Origin of the sequence: Petroclostridium sp. X23, from assembly GCF_030013905.1 — a bacterium.
In the GTDB taxonomy this organism is placed as follows: Bacteria; Bacillota; Clostridia; order SK-Y3; family SK-Y3; genus X23.
This window is the reverse complement of record NZ_CP124862.1, coordinates 4512246-4526759: the sequence shown is the minus strand read 5'-3', so window position 1 is coordinate 4526759 and position 14514 is coordinate 4512246. Positions and strand designations below refer to the sequence as shown.

Sequence of the window (14514 nt, the reverse complement as noted above, 5' to 3'; positions counted from 1 at the left end):
TCTACTTCGCCGCCCTCATGGGGATGATATTTGACTCAAACAAACTCACCTGGGTGCCAGCCTTCCGGTACTCATCCCATCCTGGGAACTCCTCATCCAGTATGTCAATGATATTCGCCTTGCTAGTAGCCCAATTCTCTCCAAGCGTCCGCACCATATCGCTCCAGTCCTCGATGTCGTGTTTTAGCAATGCGCCGTCAACATCAATATGCCGTAGTTCGTGATACACAACCCCGATTACCTGTTCCCGGGTCATTTGCTCAATGTAATACTGCCGCAGCTCCATCACATACTCATATCCGGTCATGGCCAGCAGTTGGTTGTTTGCCATCCTGATCTGCGCCATCCAAGGCTGCTTCGCTGTTCCCGGTGTCCACTCGGTATCCTCGATGAATAGAATCTTTGCAGTAGGTACATGCCGGATCTCATCAAACTTTCTCACTAGCCTTTCAGCAATCGGGCGGTAATAATAATTTTTAATCCAGTGCTTAGTATCATACCTGCCATTATCCAGCGTCCTAACATGTTTCAAGTTCCCACCGTCATGAAGGTTGGTAAACGTAATGTTGTATCCTCCGGAAAACTCTATTTTCTCCAGCTCGTGGCCAGTTTCTTTATCGATAACCCTCAGCTCTTTCATAACCCCACCAACCCTTCAAGATAATGCAGCACGATCCCGTTCTTGGACCTGACCTCAACCATATCCTCAACAGGTATAAAATTCACACCGCGCTTTCCCTTGTTGGCCTGCCAGTAGTCCCAGTAATCGAGCACGGTCTGCCCCGGGATCCGGTACCGCTTGTTAAACTTTTTCATATAGCACAGAATGAATGATACCTCCATCACACCAAGTGCGTTACGGATATATTCTATTTGGTGCGGCGCTATGTTTTTGAGTGGCAATCCAACCGTTTCTTCCGTCTCCTTGGCGTCAAAGGATATGGATATACCACCTTTTACGGTCCCCCTGAAATCCAGCGTACTCTTCCCTTCCGGAAACGCAGAGACACTTTTCCCCCTCCGCACCACTTTCCAAGGCGTGCTTATTTTCTGTATCAGCGCGATACCCCGGTTTAGGTACCCTTCATTCGCTTTTTTAATCTCCTCTTCGAAGAGCATGCCTTTATTGCCCATACGGTAGTTCTTAGGGCATACTTCTGCCATGATGCTCATATTGCTATCCCCCCACTATCTCTTTTTGTCTTCTCCGTTCCTCCATCAGTTCTTCAGCCGTTTTAGCAGGCTGACTGAGTCTGTTTTGCATGATCTTTTTCTCAATATCGTTAAAGTCCCTTGAACGTTGTGTGAAATTAATAAACTTACTTGAGGGCCTTGAACCTTGCTTGCTCTGCGGATGCCCTCTCTGTTTCTGCTCCCTCCATTGGCGCAGGAGTCCTTCCGCCTGGACGAAGGTTTTTACGCTTTGTTTGTGCCATGCTTGGACAATAGACTCTGCATACCTGAGTTTGCTCTTAGCTCCAAAATCGATAGCCTCCTGCAATGCCAAAATCACGATCTTTTCTTTGTCTGAATCGTCAAAGCCGTAAGTGTCTGTCATTGAATTCAAGACTTGGTACTCCCTCTGGCTAGGCATTGGATTTATGTTTTGGCAGTAATAGCTGCAGGCTGTATCTGGTTTTTGTTCTGTATCATCACTTTGCTGCTGTTCCTCTTCCTGTAACACGCCCGGCTCGGTATATATAGCTGCTGCTATAGAAGGCGAAGGTGAAGGTGAAGGCGAAGGCGAAGGTGAAGGTATGCAAATGCGCGCGTTTTCGCGTTCCTCCGCGCAACTGCGCGCACCTGCGTGCAAATCATCATTAGAATCCATCCATGGCGCGTCTTTGGGCGCAGGATAATTGGAAGTATCAACTTCCCTTTTGGAAGCTCTTATGTAAGTTTGATACTTGTAGTATTTATCCGGATCTATTGCAAGATAGTATTTTCCGTCTACTTCGTACTTATGGACCAGTCCTGTTTCTGCAAATAGATCTATCGCCTGGCTTATATCATCCGGAGCAAAAGGAAATGCCGGAAAAATATTAAGCTTTATCTTTATAGGAGATGCTTCCATCCTTCCCCAATCATCAAAACCTGTTATAAACCACGGCCACATTAATGCCGCCGTTGGATGTTCCATTGCTATTTCGGCCAGTTTCTCATCCGAGCTCATTTCACTTGTAATAAACCGTTTCCTTGCCATGTCCTACCTTCTCCTTCCAACCTTTTGTTTCAACCTGCCTTCTGTAATCTGCTTAAAACATTTAATCTTTCTTCAGCTGCCTTCATCCTGTATATTGATGTATCAACAAATGCCTGTTCAGCGTAATCAAAATCCTGCATAGCTATATATAAATCAACCTTCGCCCTATTAATCTCTTCTACTGGTGCTGCCTGAACCGGATCCTCCTCATCTGGATAATCCGTATTCGCTGCTTTCCAAATCTCTCCTGGTTCCTTTTTAAAAAAGACTGCTGCAAAGCCTAAAATCGCAATGCATATAAGAACCATGAGAAGATGGATAAGTGTAAAAATATGCATCTAAATACCTCCTTTTTTAAAAACAAGGAATAATCTTCCATAAAAATGGTCATAATATAAATATTGGGTTACATGCCCCTATACGATGCAAAGGCGTATCAGCAATTTGCAATGGCGTAATAAGAGCATGTTTTCCAAGTTACTAATTAATTTCCCCCAAAACCTGCTGGATGGGCAACCTGGCAGGTTTTTTATTTTATCTCCTGCTGATCATTCTCTTGCCCTGACTCCTTATCTTCATTCTTTCCTTCATCGTCAGTAACTTCGTAGCTATCGCTTTCAAAAACATTTTCATTTTGGACCTCACTCATATCCCCGGCAAGCTCCGTTTTAATGCTGCCATCTTCAGCAACGCTTCTTTGAAATTCAACCTTTATAGGTGCATACTTGAGTACCTTCTTAAGAACCGTTTTCTTGGCCATTTCATCAAAGTTGTTCGTCCAAGGAGAATATTGGGAGTTATAACTCTGTGAATATGATTTTGCGTGACTTAATACATCCTGCCGGCTCATTACCTCAAAGCCATATCCGCCGTTTTTAAGCCTGTATACGGCGTAGTAATATTTAACCTTCCCCCTGTCTTCCATTGCCGGCTTATGGACTAATTTGGGCTCTAGTCCGTATTCATATTCAAACTGGTCATTCTCATAAACCTCATGGGCTTGTATAGATGTAAACTCACTAGACCTGTGGGCTAAGTCGATCAACCCTTTGTAACCAATCTGAAATTGTACTTCCGGTACCTTAACCCACTGTCCGTTTACCTGCCGTTTGTTCTCATAGGGTATCAAATAAGCTTGTCCTAATTGTGTGTTGGGTTCCAGTCCCAGCTGCGCCGCATTCATCAGCGCACCCATAAAACTTTTGGGAGTGCAGTTGGCCAGTTTCGGGTTTACAGTGATTGCGGTCAGGGCCATTCGTGTGAACCTTTCCGGAGTAATGACACTGGGCAGCGCCTTTTTAATCTCCGGCTCCATCGCCTTGATCCATTCCCTCATATTGCTTGGCTGTTTCTTTTCGCTTACAGCGTTTTCCGCCTTTTTCTGAAGTTGACTCTTTACGCCTGACATACTTCTCTACCTCCTACATATCAAATCTTCTGTATGATGTTGTATTCGTGTATTTCTCATATAACCCGGGATGATCCTTTTTGAAACCCTTGCTGTCAAACCTTGTTTGGCTGATGCTTTTCCATTTTATTTTCCGGTCCCCGAATTGGAGTATTTCATTTTCTCCCATCCTCAGTTGGATATTCTGGGCAATCTTTTTCTTTTCTGTCTCAAGTTTTCCGATCAATTCCTTCAGTTCGTCATACCTGTTAGCCTTTTCCTTAAATTCTTCATCCATGGGATCTATGTAGACAGTAGCCCCGGCCACTGACATGCCGTACTCCCCGTTTATCAGCTCCTGGGAATAGTCCGAACCGTCCGGGGCAGGCATGACTTCTTTTAGTACATAGTTCTCCCAAAAATCTTTCTCTATATTGATCAGGTAATTGATAACGTCCTCATCCCGATCAATTCTTTTGTATACAAACTTTTCGTTGCCTATCAGGACCGCAATCCACCAGGCATCATATCCGGTTACGGCCATGTAATGATGGCACTGTATTTCATAATGAGCGGGTATCTTGTCCCCTTCCCAGTCACCTTTTGCGTAGGAATTCGTTGTTTTACACTCAAGGCCTTCCCTTTTGCCCACGATATCCCTGTCGATGTTCGCTAACATGAATTCATGCTGCGGGTGCTGCAGTATGGAGTTGCAGCGCCGCACCTTTAACCCGGTAGCTTCTGAGAACCTGTCTGCCACATAATCCTCCAGGTCCCGTCCAATCCTCATTCGCTCATTATCTTCGAACGTTTCTATCTCTTTGATTTTATCCAGATATACCCCTAATGGACTTTTCCATGGGTTGAGTCCTGCAATAGCGGCTGCGTCACTGCCGCCGATACCGTTCTTTCTCCATTTGAGCCATTCTATTTCTGACATTCCTAATGTTTTAACCAATACATTTGCTGACATTATGCCACCTCCAACGCGTCTTCTATCGTAGTATAGTAATCTTCAAAATATCCCTTGGCATAGTCTCCAAGGCATCTTTCGTGAATGATATCTCCTTCTATTTCATAAACACCCTCACCGGGATATATCTCCCCGCCGCACTCATCGCAGCGGTGAAGTTCTTCTGTATCCTGCGCGTCCTGTAATCCAACCGCGAATCTATCTAAACTTGTACCTGTCATTTGATGATCCCTTCCTTTCCATTTAAGCCGGTCTGCCGTCGGGGTATAATAAAATATATGTATTCTTGGGGGCGTCACGTACAGACCAGCATCTTGCAAGCCCGTGTTCTATCTGTTATACTGAATTTGAGATTTTTTATTTGCGCTTAATAGAGCGCTTTTTTTATGCCACTTCATCATCGTCCCCAATTTTTCTATCTTCTTCTATGGCGTTAATATGTATATCTATGACCTCTACAGCCGCATCAACTTTGCCTTCTTTAAGAAGCTTTTTCAGATGCTTAAGGGTAATAAGGTTTGTTTCCTGAATATCTTTTAACTTGACTAACATGCTTGTCCACCTCCTAAATATTAATTTGCAACCAACAGGGCCGCGCAGGCTCCCATTAATTCTGATATTTCTTTGTGTACACTGCCCCACTCGTTTTTTTCATGTTCGGATATTTCATCATCACAAGCTACTTCAACAACGGTGGGATTAATCTTTGTTACATCCGCCATTTCCTTTTGCAGCCTTAGTACGTTAGAAGATAACCTCCCTAACCTGACATCCGGTAAAAACCTTTTGCCTACCGGATCGTTCTCTTTCAGGTGCATATACCAAAGCCACTTAGCTCCATAAACCTCAATCATCTTGCAAACCAGCTCACCGTGTGGCAGCAGCTTGCCGTTTTCATAGGCGCTTAATGTCCGGATTGGCACCCCCAGCATCCCTTCTGCCTGGTCCTGGGTCAAACCTGCATCAATCCTGGCTTTTTTATAGATATCCCCGTAATATTTCCTCATGGTCTCACCCCCTTCCGTGTGCTACAATTTAAGTAACATATAATTCGTTCATTTCAGAGGTTCATTTCAGAAAACCACTTCAAAAACATATTGCAAAAATCAACCTGTCACTTGTTCCACTTCCGGGGCTTCTGCTCCAATGATTCTTTTTCTTTCCTCACGCAGTTCCTGAATACGCTTCCGAATTTGATCTCTTCTCTCCTTGGTAGTGCTGCTTAAAAAGGTTTCTTTTACTAACTTTGTATGCTCTACAAGGTTATCTTCCAGCCTATAGCACTCGGCATCGGAAAGCCTATGAATCACTGCTCCTATATTCAAATTCCACACCCCTTTCGATATAGTTGTAAGGCCGATACCTGCCCATCCCTGGATTTTCCCGCACCTACCCGGCATTCGGAATCTTTTTAACACTAAACAGGAATGCTCCTTTCTTGCCTCCAGCTCTCTGCAAATGGACGTTGTAAGAGTTTTCATTTTCGACAATGTACACTTTTCCGATGGATAAATTCCTTTCCTGCAGCTTTTGATATAACAGGCTCGCTGTTCCCATGACCTCACCTCCTTTAAGTGGTCTTTTAATGCTCTTTCCAAATCCTTATACACAATCCACGTGTGCTCTCTTGCTTATTTAATATCATGTTAATGGTATCTTCTAAATCTTTTATGCGTTTTTGAAGTTCTTCTTCAGTCATTGGCGGCGGTGCAACAACATTAACCGTTGTATTGCCAAACTTGTAAGTTGCATCGTATTTTTCTTCCATAAGACCACCTCTAATAGAAGATATTAAAGAATCCTTTTGTCCTATTACTTTTTTCTCTAATGTTTGTTGCATCCGATTCACCCCCATAGAACATGTTGAATTTAAGCAGCATAACTAACCTATTTCAATCTCTAAAAGGGTACAGTTGCAGCTGTGCTCTTTTTCAATCTTTTCAATCATTTTGATAAGCTCCTCCATATCTTCTCCAGTTCTAAGCCTTAATTTTACTTTAAGTTCCATCCGATTCACCTCCCTACGATGGTTTCTCTCTTGTCCATCTCCGCTAGATATAAAAATAGATCTTATGAAGAAATTAATTTATCGATTTTTCAGCCGATTGTGTTAAAATTTGTATGAGGGGATGTCACTCCTGATGAATAAGGAGGTATTGTCATGATAATAACCTGTAAAGTTTGCAACAAAGAATTTGAATCTGAGCCAGTTCCTCAGACTCAATGTGGAACCCAAGTTTCCTCTGAAAACTCTTTCGCTGTTTCTGTAGTCGATACCATTTGTCCGGACTGCCGAAAGTCCGAAACATCTAGTTAATAACTTTGGGTGACTCCCCTCATCCTTAATGTTTTTTATCTGCATATCAAGTTATCAACTCTCTCAACCAACTTTGCAATGGTATCTTCATATCGTTGAAGAAGCTCCGCATTTATCGGCGTTCCTTCCTTGAGGACGTTACCACTATGGTCAATAATCTGATCTTCAATGATTTTTTTTTCGAACATAATTTTTTCCACGTTAATGCACTCCTTATCTTTTAAACTAATTCCATCTACATATTTTAGCCTTGCAGTGTACTTACTCAAATCTTCCATATATCTCACCTCCCTCTCTCGATAGTTTGGATCTGGTATTGATCTTTTTTGTCTGTGACTTGGCCTGCCATGACACTCCATCCCCCCCCTTTTTAAATAATGTTTTTATATAGCTTTAACTGCTTGTCCTCCTTCCTCTACTTCAATATAGAACATCTCCCCCAACCCCACCCCGAAGTACAAGCATATCTTCACCATTAAGTCCGGCCCTGCAGGATACTTTTGGTTTTCTAACTTGGATAGATAGCTTCTTGATATGCCTAACTCCCGGGCAAGGTCTTCTTGGTTGACGTCTTTGAGTTCTCGATGCTTTTTGATGTTGTTTTTGATTGGTGCTATACTGTCGATTTGAATCACCGCACTTTCTTTCATGATGCCGTTCTAATATCTTTGTTTCTATTTGGGACTTTAATGTTTAAAAAAATATTATCATCTTTTGTTTCTAGTATTTGTTTAAGCCTAACTGCAACGTCAAACGATGGATTCTTTATTCCAAGCTCAATATTAGTATATGTTGTCCTTGCTATTTCGGCTTTTTTAGCAATTTGGTCCTGGGTAAATCCTATTTCTTCTCTTCGCTTCTTTAAATTTACTCTCAAAAAATTCACCTCCATCATGTCCCATATAGAAACATTTTATGGTGTAATTATAGTCCCAATTAGAAACATTGTCAAGCATTTTTTTGAATTTATTTTTCTTTTTGGGACATTTTTATTATTAATGTTTATTTTAGGGACATTTTACAGTAGAATTGATATGAGGTGTTCATTATGAATTTTGCAAAAAGATTAAAAGAATTACGGTTAGAACTAAACTTAACACAATCAGAATTTGCTGAGAAAATTAATAGTACTCGGTCTACTATTGCTGGATATGAAACCGAAAGAAAAGAACCTGATTATTCTACATTACAATCAATTGCAGAATTCTTTGATGTGTCTGTAGACTACCTCATTGGTAGAACCGATATTCGCAATCACTACAAAATCGAAACCAAAGCTTACCACAACCTGGACAAGTCCGGCCTGCCGGAAGAAGCGATTAAGCAAATTGAAGATTATATCGAGTTCGTGAAACAGAAGTACAATCCGGATGGGACGTTAAAGAAAAAAGGTTAAAATTAAAGCACACTATACATCCTCTGAAGGATGAGAACCATATACAAAGAAATCAATATAAGTTCTTCACTTTTCCTTCTCTTGTTCACGAAAGTTTTTGATTTTGTATCTACCAGTTCGTTATATATAATATACTTAAGTATAGAAAAATAAAAGGTGATGTTATGGGATTATTTAGTTTTATTAAGAAAGTTGACTTTAATAATAACCTACAACCAAATACTTCTTCATTATCTCCAGTTGAAGTTCTATTTCTTAATTATATCAATGGACGTAACACCCAAAATCCAAATATAGCAGGTTATTGGACGTATGAATATAATCTTAATTATAAAAAAGTGATTGACAAGCTTATCAATAATGGATATATTAAAGAATCAGATTATAAGTTTAATATTTCAAAACTAAAAATTGACGAATTAAAAAAGATGCTTATAAATCGCTCTTTAAAAACTACTGGAAAAAAAGCAGAGTTAATCAAACGAATATTAGATAATTATTCCGAGGAAGAATGTAAAAAGCTGTTTAATCAATCTTTTTTTCAGCTTACAGAAAAAGCTGTTGAGCTTTTAAGCCATAACAAGCATATACTTTATATACATAGTAAGAAGAGCTATTTTGCCATTACGGTCGACGCAGCCGATAAAGTAAAAAAACTCAATCCTCATTATACCGAATACGATGTAGCTTTACATATTCTTAGAGAAGACCTTGGAAAGCATTATAAAAATAAAGATTGGGGACTTTATAGAAATGTTATATATGCTATATCGTTAGTTTATGGAGATTTAGAGGAATATGAATTGCAGTTAAATTCATTATTTGAAATATGCTATAGAGACTTAAGTGGTCTCTCAAATAGCAATCATATAGACTCAAAAGATTTAGTATGTTTAGCTCCGGGAATAATAAATAGTATTATTAGAATTCAAGAAAAATTATCTCTTTCAGACCAAGAACTTAAAACTAAATATTTACAACTTATTTCCAAAGTAAAACTTGCTCATCATCACTATAGCAATGAACAGACTTGGAAATTAATATACTCAGAAATTAAATGAATGATTTGTGATAATAAATGAAAAAAGACAGAGTAAGAATTTTTAAAAATCATGCTCAAGAACCATGTTATTATGAACAACAAAGAACTATTAGAGCAGATATTGGAAAAAGTATCCGCTATTGATGGTATTACTGAAAAGCTTGATGATATAGCCACTAACATAAAAGAAATCAAGGATCGGTTAAAGGAGCGATAAACATGGAAAATATATTACAATCTATCAAAGAACTACTCCAGGAAGAATTAACCCCTATAAAAAATGAGATTAAAACTATCAACCAACGTCTTGGCCAAATGGAGCCTCAGTTAGAGGAAAATACCCAAATGCTACGTTCTCTCGTTCACTCCAGTGAAACCCATAAGGCGGATATTGACAACCTCACTCACCAGGTTGCTAATGTATCCGGAGAAATTAAATCTTTGAGAGCCGATGTAACCTTTGTGGAAGAAGCTACAGGAAAGAATATTGCTGACATTGCAGTGCTGAAACGGGCGAAGTAAGATAGGGCCTTTTTTTAAGCCTAACAACCAAAAATCGAAACCAAAGCTTACCACAACCTGGATAAGTCCGGCCTGCCGGAAGAAGTCATTAAGCAGATCAAGGAGTATATAGAATTTATAAAGCAGAAGTATAATCCGGACGGGACGTTAAAAAAACAAAACAAGTAAATTTTGCTTTGTTTTTCAATGCTATTTTATAACGTATCTAATTAGTACTTTCTATGTTTCCATTGATATGTGCTTAAGTGCTTCGTATGATATAGACAATAGGAAGTTGATAATTAGTCAAAATTCTTATCGATAAATATTAATATCTACTATCTAACTTAATTGAGTTAATTTCATAATTTCTAATCCTTGAAAACACAAGGTTAGAAAAAAGCATAAAAAATAGTTTACCCCAATCCGATAAATAATTCGTCCAAACAATCCACAGAAAGGAGTAAACGTTGTACGAATTATGAATCGGCAAACAACATTATTTACTTTAGAGCAAATTATAGAAATTCAACCATTAACAAAATTACAAGCTGTTTTAACATTTATTGATTATTCAATTATGCTTGAAACTTTTAAAATTGATGTCAGCAAACGTGGTCCTAAAGGATTTGCGTATACCAGCTTGCTCAATGCTTTACTTGCAATGCAAATAGATCAAATACCTACTATTAAAGCATTAGTTAAAAGGTTGAAAACAGACCCCGTTTTAAGAGTAACCTGCGGGTTTGATACTATTGGCAAAACGCCTAGTGCTTCAACTTTCTCTAGGTTTATAGAAAAGCTCTCTAAAACCGATGTACTTGAAAAAACTTTTCAGAGAATGGTTCGTAGAGCCAAAACCTTGGGACTTATTAATGGTTCCCATGTCTCAATAGATGCATCGAAAATTGATGCCTTTGAGCATGCTGTACCAAAATCAAAAATACCAGAAAACAATCCAGAGTTTCCTCACTGGGGTGCCAAGCAAGATACCAATGGCAATATGATAAAATGGTTTGGTTGGAAGATGCATGCTGTAGTAGATACAACAAGCGGAATCCCATTAGGGTACATCATAACCCCTGCAAATGTTGCAGATATGGTAATGGCAATACCACTAATGAATAAGCTTAAGGCAGATTATGAAGACTTATTCAAACCATCTTACTACATTATGGATACAGGCTATGATATACCATCTATCTATCAACATGCTGTATCATTTGGTGCTCAAGCTATTATGCCAATTAACTGGAGAAATACGAAAACTCCACCTGAAGGCATTAACTGGGAAGGTCAACTTGTTTGCACCATGAATTATCCGTATGTGAATGGTGGAAATGATAATGGAACCATTCGGTTATTATGTCCCCACGCTTGCGGAAAAGCCAATTGTCCTATGGGTTCAAGTTGGTGTACGAGTACAAAATCAGGATACATTGGCAAAGTTAAAATTAAGGATAATCCACGGTTTATATCTTATCCATTACGAGGAACAGAAGCATGGGACAATCTATATGATGAAAGAACATCCGTTGAACGCTTTTTTGGTGATGGAAAAGAAAACTATGCTTTAAACAATCTGCGTGTAGCAGGGCTAAAAAAAGCAAAAGTATTCATGGATTTAGCCTGCATTGCAATTATTGCTACAAGAATTACAAAAGCAGAACAATCAAAAAATATTGCAGCTTAGTATTTTAATTATCAAGGAACAGGAGATGATATTTCTTAATTTCAAAACTATATAGTTGTGGATAACTATCTATTGTAAGGATAGTCTAACCTTTTTTTGCACAATTTCAAAAATATCAGTAGGAATTATCCACATTCTTGATTTTTGAATTATGAAATATCCTCAATTATATTATCTACCAGCCTATCGTAAGATATTATTTTTGTATTATTCATTTCATAGCAAATTTGACTTCTTAAATCAGCAGACTTTCTATCCATTAGATCCCTTCTACTCACTACTAAACAATAGAAAATTCTTGAAGTTGGAACATCAATTCCTTTATCTCTAAATCCACTACTTTTCAGAAAATATTCTCTATTGTCATCCAGCCAACGTTTCCAATCTCTTATTTGTGTAATGCCTTTGCGAACACTTTCATGCTCAGTGTTTGATGATGTCAGCATAAAAGGCACATTTGCTTTTTCAAATTCAACCAATACTACACTATATCCATCCGAACTCCTTCCTAGCAAAGCATAATCAACAGCATATTCACTACCCAATGAAAGCTCTGGGAACAAGTAAGCTTCATGATGCCCAAAATTGTATTCTTTATAAATTGAAGCAGGAATAAACCATTTCTTACTGGTTTTTATGTATGACTGAATTTCATTTTCGTTTTGAGCTTTATATATAACATCTTTAAAACATTTAGACTCAGTTTCTAAATCCATCGTAGATGGCTCGAAGTAGTATAAATAATTATTTGGAAATAATGAATTATGACACCATAAAAATTTTCTGCACTCAAATTCAGAGTGACTATGTCTTGGATCATCTCCTGTATTCTTTAATCCTTTAATATTGTCATATCTTTCAAAGGCATCTTGTAATTCCCGTTCCTTTTCTGAAATAATTTTAGAGTAATCTCTTTCGTATAAGTTCATTTTATCACATCCTATAATACTTTCAACTTACTTAATTACAATCATTTTTTATTTATATGTCCATTATTAATCCAATTGGAATTTTCATTTTCCACTTTTCATTTTAAGGAATGCTTTGTTTACAGAGTTAAGCAATGAATTTGAATCCTCCACAATTACTTACACCTTTTATTTGTAATTCTATACTTTTGGCAAAATTCAATTTGCAGAAGTAGTTATGATATTGTGCTACCCATTCATACTTCTTCAATACTTTCGTATCATTATTAAAAAGATTAATCTTACTCATAACAATATCTCTGTGCCTTATCATAACATCATATGCACAAGAATAACCTTCTTCATCTCTAGATACAATTGCCGCCTCTAAATAGTTAATAAACCACTCTCCGTCAGTATCTATAAAAACATCTCTAACTTGTGGTGCATGCTTAGGATTCGAGTAATATGTCAAATGATATTTTACTAAATTTTTTGCATCCTGACTTAGAACAATTCTTGGTGTTTTAGCAGAACAACATTCAATGTTGTGTGCTTCTAATAAAGCTGGTCCATATGCTAAGTATTCATTAGCGTAATAATCTCCAATACTTACGCCACCTCTTACAAAAAACCCTTCAAGCGTTAAAGAAAGTTGATATGCTGCAAATCCTAAAAAAATTTGACCTAGTTCACTTTCTCCATCATCATAAACCGGTTTTCCAATAACTATATTATCAGAAAAAATATTCATTGCTCCAGAGTGCTGAGTTGATGACTTTATAAATTCTATATTATCTTTAATACTATGATATAACTTATTAAGCAATTGGTTCCCATTACAGTTTTTGCATGATTCTTCGATCATGCTCGAGAACCCTAAAATATCAATAAAGCATACTGCTGAATTTAACATCTTAGGATTTTTTTTATCATATGTTTCTCTCATTATATGTTCACCTCTCAATGTTTACAGATGAAATGCGTCTTTATGTACAAATTGTCAAAGGGACGGAATTACTAACAGCACATCTTAATTTATTCTGCCAGCACTTCTCGTCCCATTAATATGTTGTACATTGCTCAAAGCTCTCCTTGTCAATGCATATTAATACAGAGTTGATATAATTATGTATACCTTATATCTCGTTAAGAAGCTTTACATCATATACTCTGCCACTTATAAAGAAATGAAGTTTTACGTGTTTTCAATTTAATAACAAGCTTCTAAACGTCTTAAGTTCGGCGATACCACAGGAATAAGGTTATCGCCGCAAATCAATATTTCTTGACCTTTATACTTATTATTCACACTGTAGTTTAATGAATATTTTGTTTGATAATAACCGCTGTATAATTGGGATATTTCTTCTACATTGTCATACGTTACAATCCATGGCTGCCTTAGTGTTTTTCTTATAAGCCTTGCTAGTTCCCTATGATCTTTATCTTTGTAAAAGTTGGTATAAAGTCCCGGACCTTTTGTATAATATGGAGGATCAAGATATACTAGAGCATATTTAGATACATGTGGTAAATAATCAGTTATAAAGTTACATGCGTCCATGCATGTTAGAGTAATCTGGTCTTTATATAAAGCTATCGTCTTGATTCGTTTCATCAGGTCTGATTTTGTAAACCTGCAATTCAACTTATATTTACCTTTTTGCTCCATACCACCAATCACTCCACCTTTAATTATTCCTGACCTGTTTGTTCTATTTAAAAAGAAAGTAGCAAAACCTAACTCTAACAAGTCATCAGATGAAGAAAATATTTCTTTTTGCTTGTACCATTCATCCATTGTAACTGGCGTCATGAAAATTAAGTCACACAATTCTTCTGTGTGATTTAATACGGAATACCAAAAGGAATAGATTGCCCGGTCATAATCATTTATTATAATATTACCTACTATTTCATTAAATAATAGCGCAAGAGCTGCCCCTGCACCACCGGCAAAAGGCTCAATATATGTACAGCCTTGCAAATTGTTCAATTTCATCAAATCTATAATGTAATTCGTAAGCTTTGCTTTCCCACCAGGATATCTTAGCGGTGATAAATTATGAGTCTGCAAGTGCATCGCTCCCT

At 37.8% G+C, this 14514-nt stretch carries 24 protein-coding genes; 5 read left to right on the top strand and 19 right to left on the bottom strand.

The features are described from left to right. Position 1: 1 nt before the first annotated feature. The 16 genes from QKW49_RS21205 to QKW49_RS21130 all read right to left on the bottom strand — a co-directional run bounded on the left by QKW49_RS21205 (position 2) and on the right by QKW49_RS21130 (position 7757). A complete protein-coding gene (locus tag QKW49_RS21205; protein WP_282864637.1) occupies positions 2-640 on the bottom strand; it encodes a putative metallopeptidase in 639 nt (212 codons plus the stop codon). Continuing rightward, entirely contained in the window at positions 637-1173 is a 537-nt protein-coding gene (locus QKW49_RS21200) for a Holliday junction resolvase RecU (RefSeq protein ID WP_282864636.1), read from the bottom strand. Before QKW49_RS21200 ends, QKW49_RS21205 begins: the two co-directional genes overlap by 4 nt. A gap of 4 nt (positions 1174-1177) precedes the next feature. Then, on the bottom strand, positions 1178-2203 hold the full coding sequence (locus tag QKW49_RS21195) for a DnaD domain protein (RefSeq protein ID WP_282864635.1): 1026 nt from the start codon (positions 2201-2203) through the stop codon (positions 1178-1180). Positions 2204-2232: 29 nt separating this feature from the next. Next, the gene (locus QKW49_RS21190; protein WP_282864634.1) at positions 2233-2541 is read right to left on the bottom strand and encodes a hypothetical protein; all 309 of its coding nucleotides are present in this window, start codon (positions 2539-2541) and stop codon (positions 2233-2235) included. A 191-nt stretch (positions 2542-2732) separates the two neighbouring features. Continuing rightward, positions 2733-3611 carry a recombination protein RecT gene (gene recT / locus QKW49_RS21185; protein WP_282864633.1) on the bottom strand — a complete coding sequence of 293 codons (879 nt, stop codon included), beginning with the start codon at positions 3609-3611 and terminating at the stop codon, positions 2733-2735. A 13-nt stretch (positions 3612-3624) separates the two neighbouring features. Beyond that, a complete protein-coding gene (locus QKW49_RS21180) occupies positions 3625-4563 on the bottom strand; it encodes a lambda-exonuclease family protein (RefSeq protein WP_282864632.1) in 939 nt (312 codons plus the stop codon). Beyond that, a complete protein-coding gene (locus tag QKW49_RS21175) occupies positions 4563-4784 on the bottom strand; it encodes a hypothetical protein (protein WP_282864631.1) in 222 nt (73 codons plus the stop codon). The genes QKW49_RS21180 and QKW49_RS21175 overlap by 1 nt, the downstream gene beginning before the upstream one ends. A 163-nt stretch (positions 4785-4947) precedes the next feature. Further along, positions 4948-5115, bottom strand: coding sequence for a hypothetical protein (locus QKW49_RS21170; protein ID WP_282864630.1), 168 nt, complete (start codon positions 5113-5115; stop codon positions 4948-4950). Between the two features lie 20 nt (positions 5116-5135). Beyond that, positions 5136-5570 (bottom strand): helix-turn-helix transcriptional regulator, encoded by a 435-nt coding sequence (locus tag QKW49_RS21165; protein WP_282864629.1) that lies wholly within the window; start codon positions 5568-5570, stop codon positions 5136-5138. 99 nt (positions 5571-5669) lie between these two features. After that, the gene (locus QKW49_RS21160; protein ID WP_282864628.1) at positions 5670-5981 is read right to left on the bottom strand and encodes a hypothetical protein; all 312 of its coding nucleotides are present in this window, start codon (positions 5979-5981) and stop codon (positions 5670-5672) included. Beyond that, positions 5953-6120, bottom strand: coding sequence for a hypothetical protein (locus QKW49_RS21155; protein WP_282864627.1), 168 nt, complete (start codon positions 6118-6120; stop codon positions 5953-5955). The genes QKW49_RS21160 and QKW49_RS21155 overlap by 29 nt, the downstream gene beginning before the upstream one ends. Positions 6121-6145: 25 nt before the next feature. Then, the gene (locus tag QKW49_RS21150; protein ID WP_282864626.1) at positions 6146-6403 is read right to left on the bottom strand and encodes a hypothetical protein; all 258 of its coding nucleotides are present in this window, start codon (positions 6401-6403) and stop codon (positions 6146-6148) included. A 42-nt stretch (positions 6404-6445) separates the two neighbouring features. After that, positions 6446-6571 (bottom strand): hypothetical protein, encoded by a 126-nt coding sequence (locus tag QKW49_RS21145; protein ID WP_282864625.1) that lies wholly within the window; start codon positions 6569-6571, stop codon positions 6446-6448. A 344-nt stretch (positions 6572-6915) separates the two neighbouring features. Further along, a complete protein-coding gene (locus QKW49_RS21140; RefSeq protein WP_282864624.1) occupies positions 6916-7158 on the bottom strand; it encodes a hypothetical protein in 243 nt (80 codons plus the stop codon). A gap of 105 nt (positions 7159-7263) precedes the next feature. Then, positions 7264-7530, bottom strand: a complete 267-nt coding sequence (locus QKW49_RS21135) for a helix-turn-helix transcriptional regulator (protein ID WP_282864623.1) — start codon at positions 7528-7530, stop codon at positions 7264-7266. Then, positions 7527-7757, bottom strand: coding sequence for a helix-turn-helix transcriptional regulator (locus QKW49_RS21130; protein ID WP_282864622.1), 231 nt, complete (start codon positions 7755-7757; stop codon positions 7527-7529). Before QKW49_RS21130 ends, QKW49_RS21135 begins: the two co-directional genes overlap by 4 nt. A gap of 171 nt (positions 7758-7928) precedes the next feature. Between QKW49_RS21130 and QKW49_RS21125 the strand changes: the two genes are divergently transcribed. From QKW49_RS21125 to QKW49_RS21105, 5 genes are all read left to right on the top strand, one after another. Further along, positions 7929-8276 carry a helix-turn-helix transcriptional regulator gene (locus QKW49_RS21125; RefSeq protein WP_282864621.1) on the top strand — a complete coding sequence of 116 codons (348 nt, stop codon included), beginning with the start codon at positions 7929-7931 and terminating at the stop codon, positions 8274-8276. A gap of 164 nt (positions 8277-8440) precedes the next feature. Then, positions 8441-9337 (top strand): SAP domain-containing protein, encoded by an 897-nt coding sequence (locus tag QKW49_RS21120; RefSeq protein ID WP_282864620.1) that lies wholly within the window; start codon positions 8441-8443, stop codon positions 9335-9337. Positions 9338-9409: 72 nt separating this feature from the next. Further along, a complete protein-coding gene (locus tag QKW49_RS21115) occupies positions 9410-9535 on the top strand; it encodes a hypothetical protein (protein ID WP_282864619.1) in 126 nt (41 codons plus the stop codon). A 2-nt stretch (positions 9536-9537) separates the two neighbouring features. Next, entirely contained in the window at positions 9538-9840 is a 303-nt protein-coding gene (locus QKW49_RS21110) for a hypothetical protein (protein WP_282864618.1), read from the top strand. Positions 9841-10300: 460 nt separating this feature from the next. Further along, a complete protein-coding gene (locus tag QKW49_RS21105; protein ID WP_282863267.1) occupies positions 10301-11512 on the top strand; it encodes a transposase in 1212 nt (403 codons plus the stop codon). 149 nt (positions 11513-11661) lie between these two features. Here QKW49_RS21105 and QKW49_RS21100 read toward each other — a convergent pair whose 3' ends face one another. The 3 genes from QKW49_RS21100 to QKW49_RS21090 all read right to left on the bottom strand — a co-directional run bounded on the left by QKW49_RS21100 (position 11662) and on the right by QKW49_RS21090 (position 14506). Next, complete coding sequence (locus QKW49_RS21100) at positions 11662-12441, bottom strand: Shedu anti-phage system protein SduA domain-containing protein (protein WP_282864616.1); 780 nt, start codon at positions 12439-12441, stop codon at positions 11662-11664. A gap of 127 nt (positions 12442-12568) precedes the next feature. Continuing rightward, on the bottom strand, positions 12569-13369 hold the full coding sequence (locus tag QKW49_RS21095) for a hypothetical protein (RefSeq protein WP_282864615.1): 801 nt from the start codon (positions 13367-13369) through the stop codon (positions 12569-12571). 264 nt (positions 13370-13633) lie between these two features. Then, positions 13634-14506 (bottom strand): DNA adenine methylase, encoded by an 873-nt coding sequence (locus QKW49_RS21090; RefSeq protein WP_282864613.1) that lies wholly within the window; start codon positions 14504-14506, stop codon positions 13634-13636. Between the last annotated feature and the right edge of the window lie 8 nt (positions 14507-14514).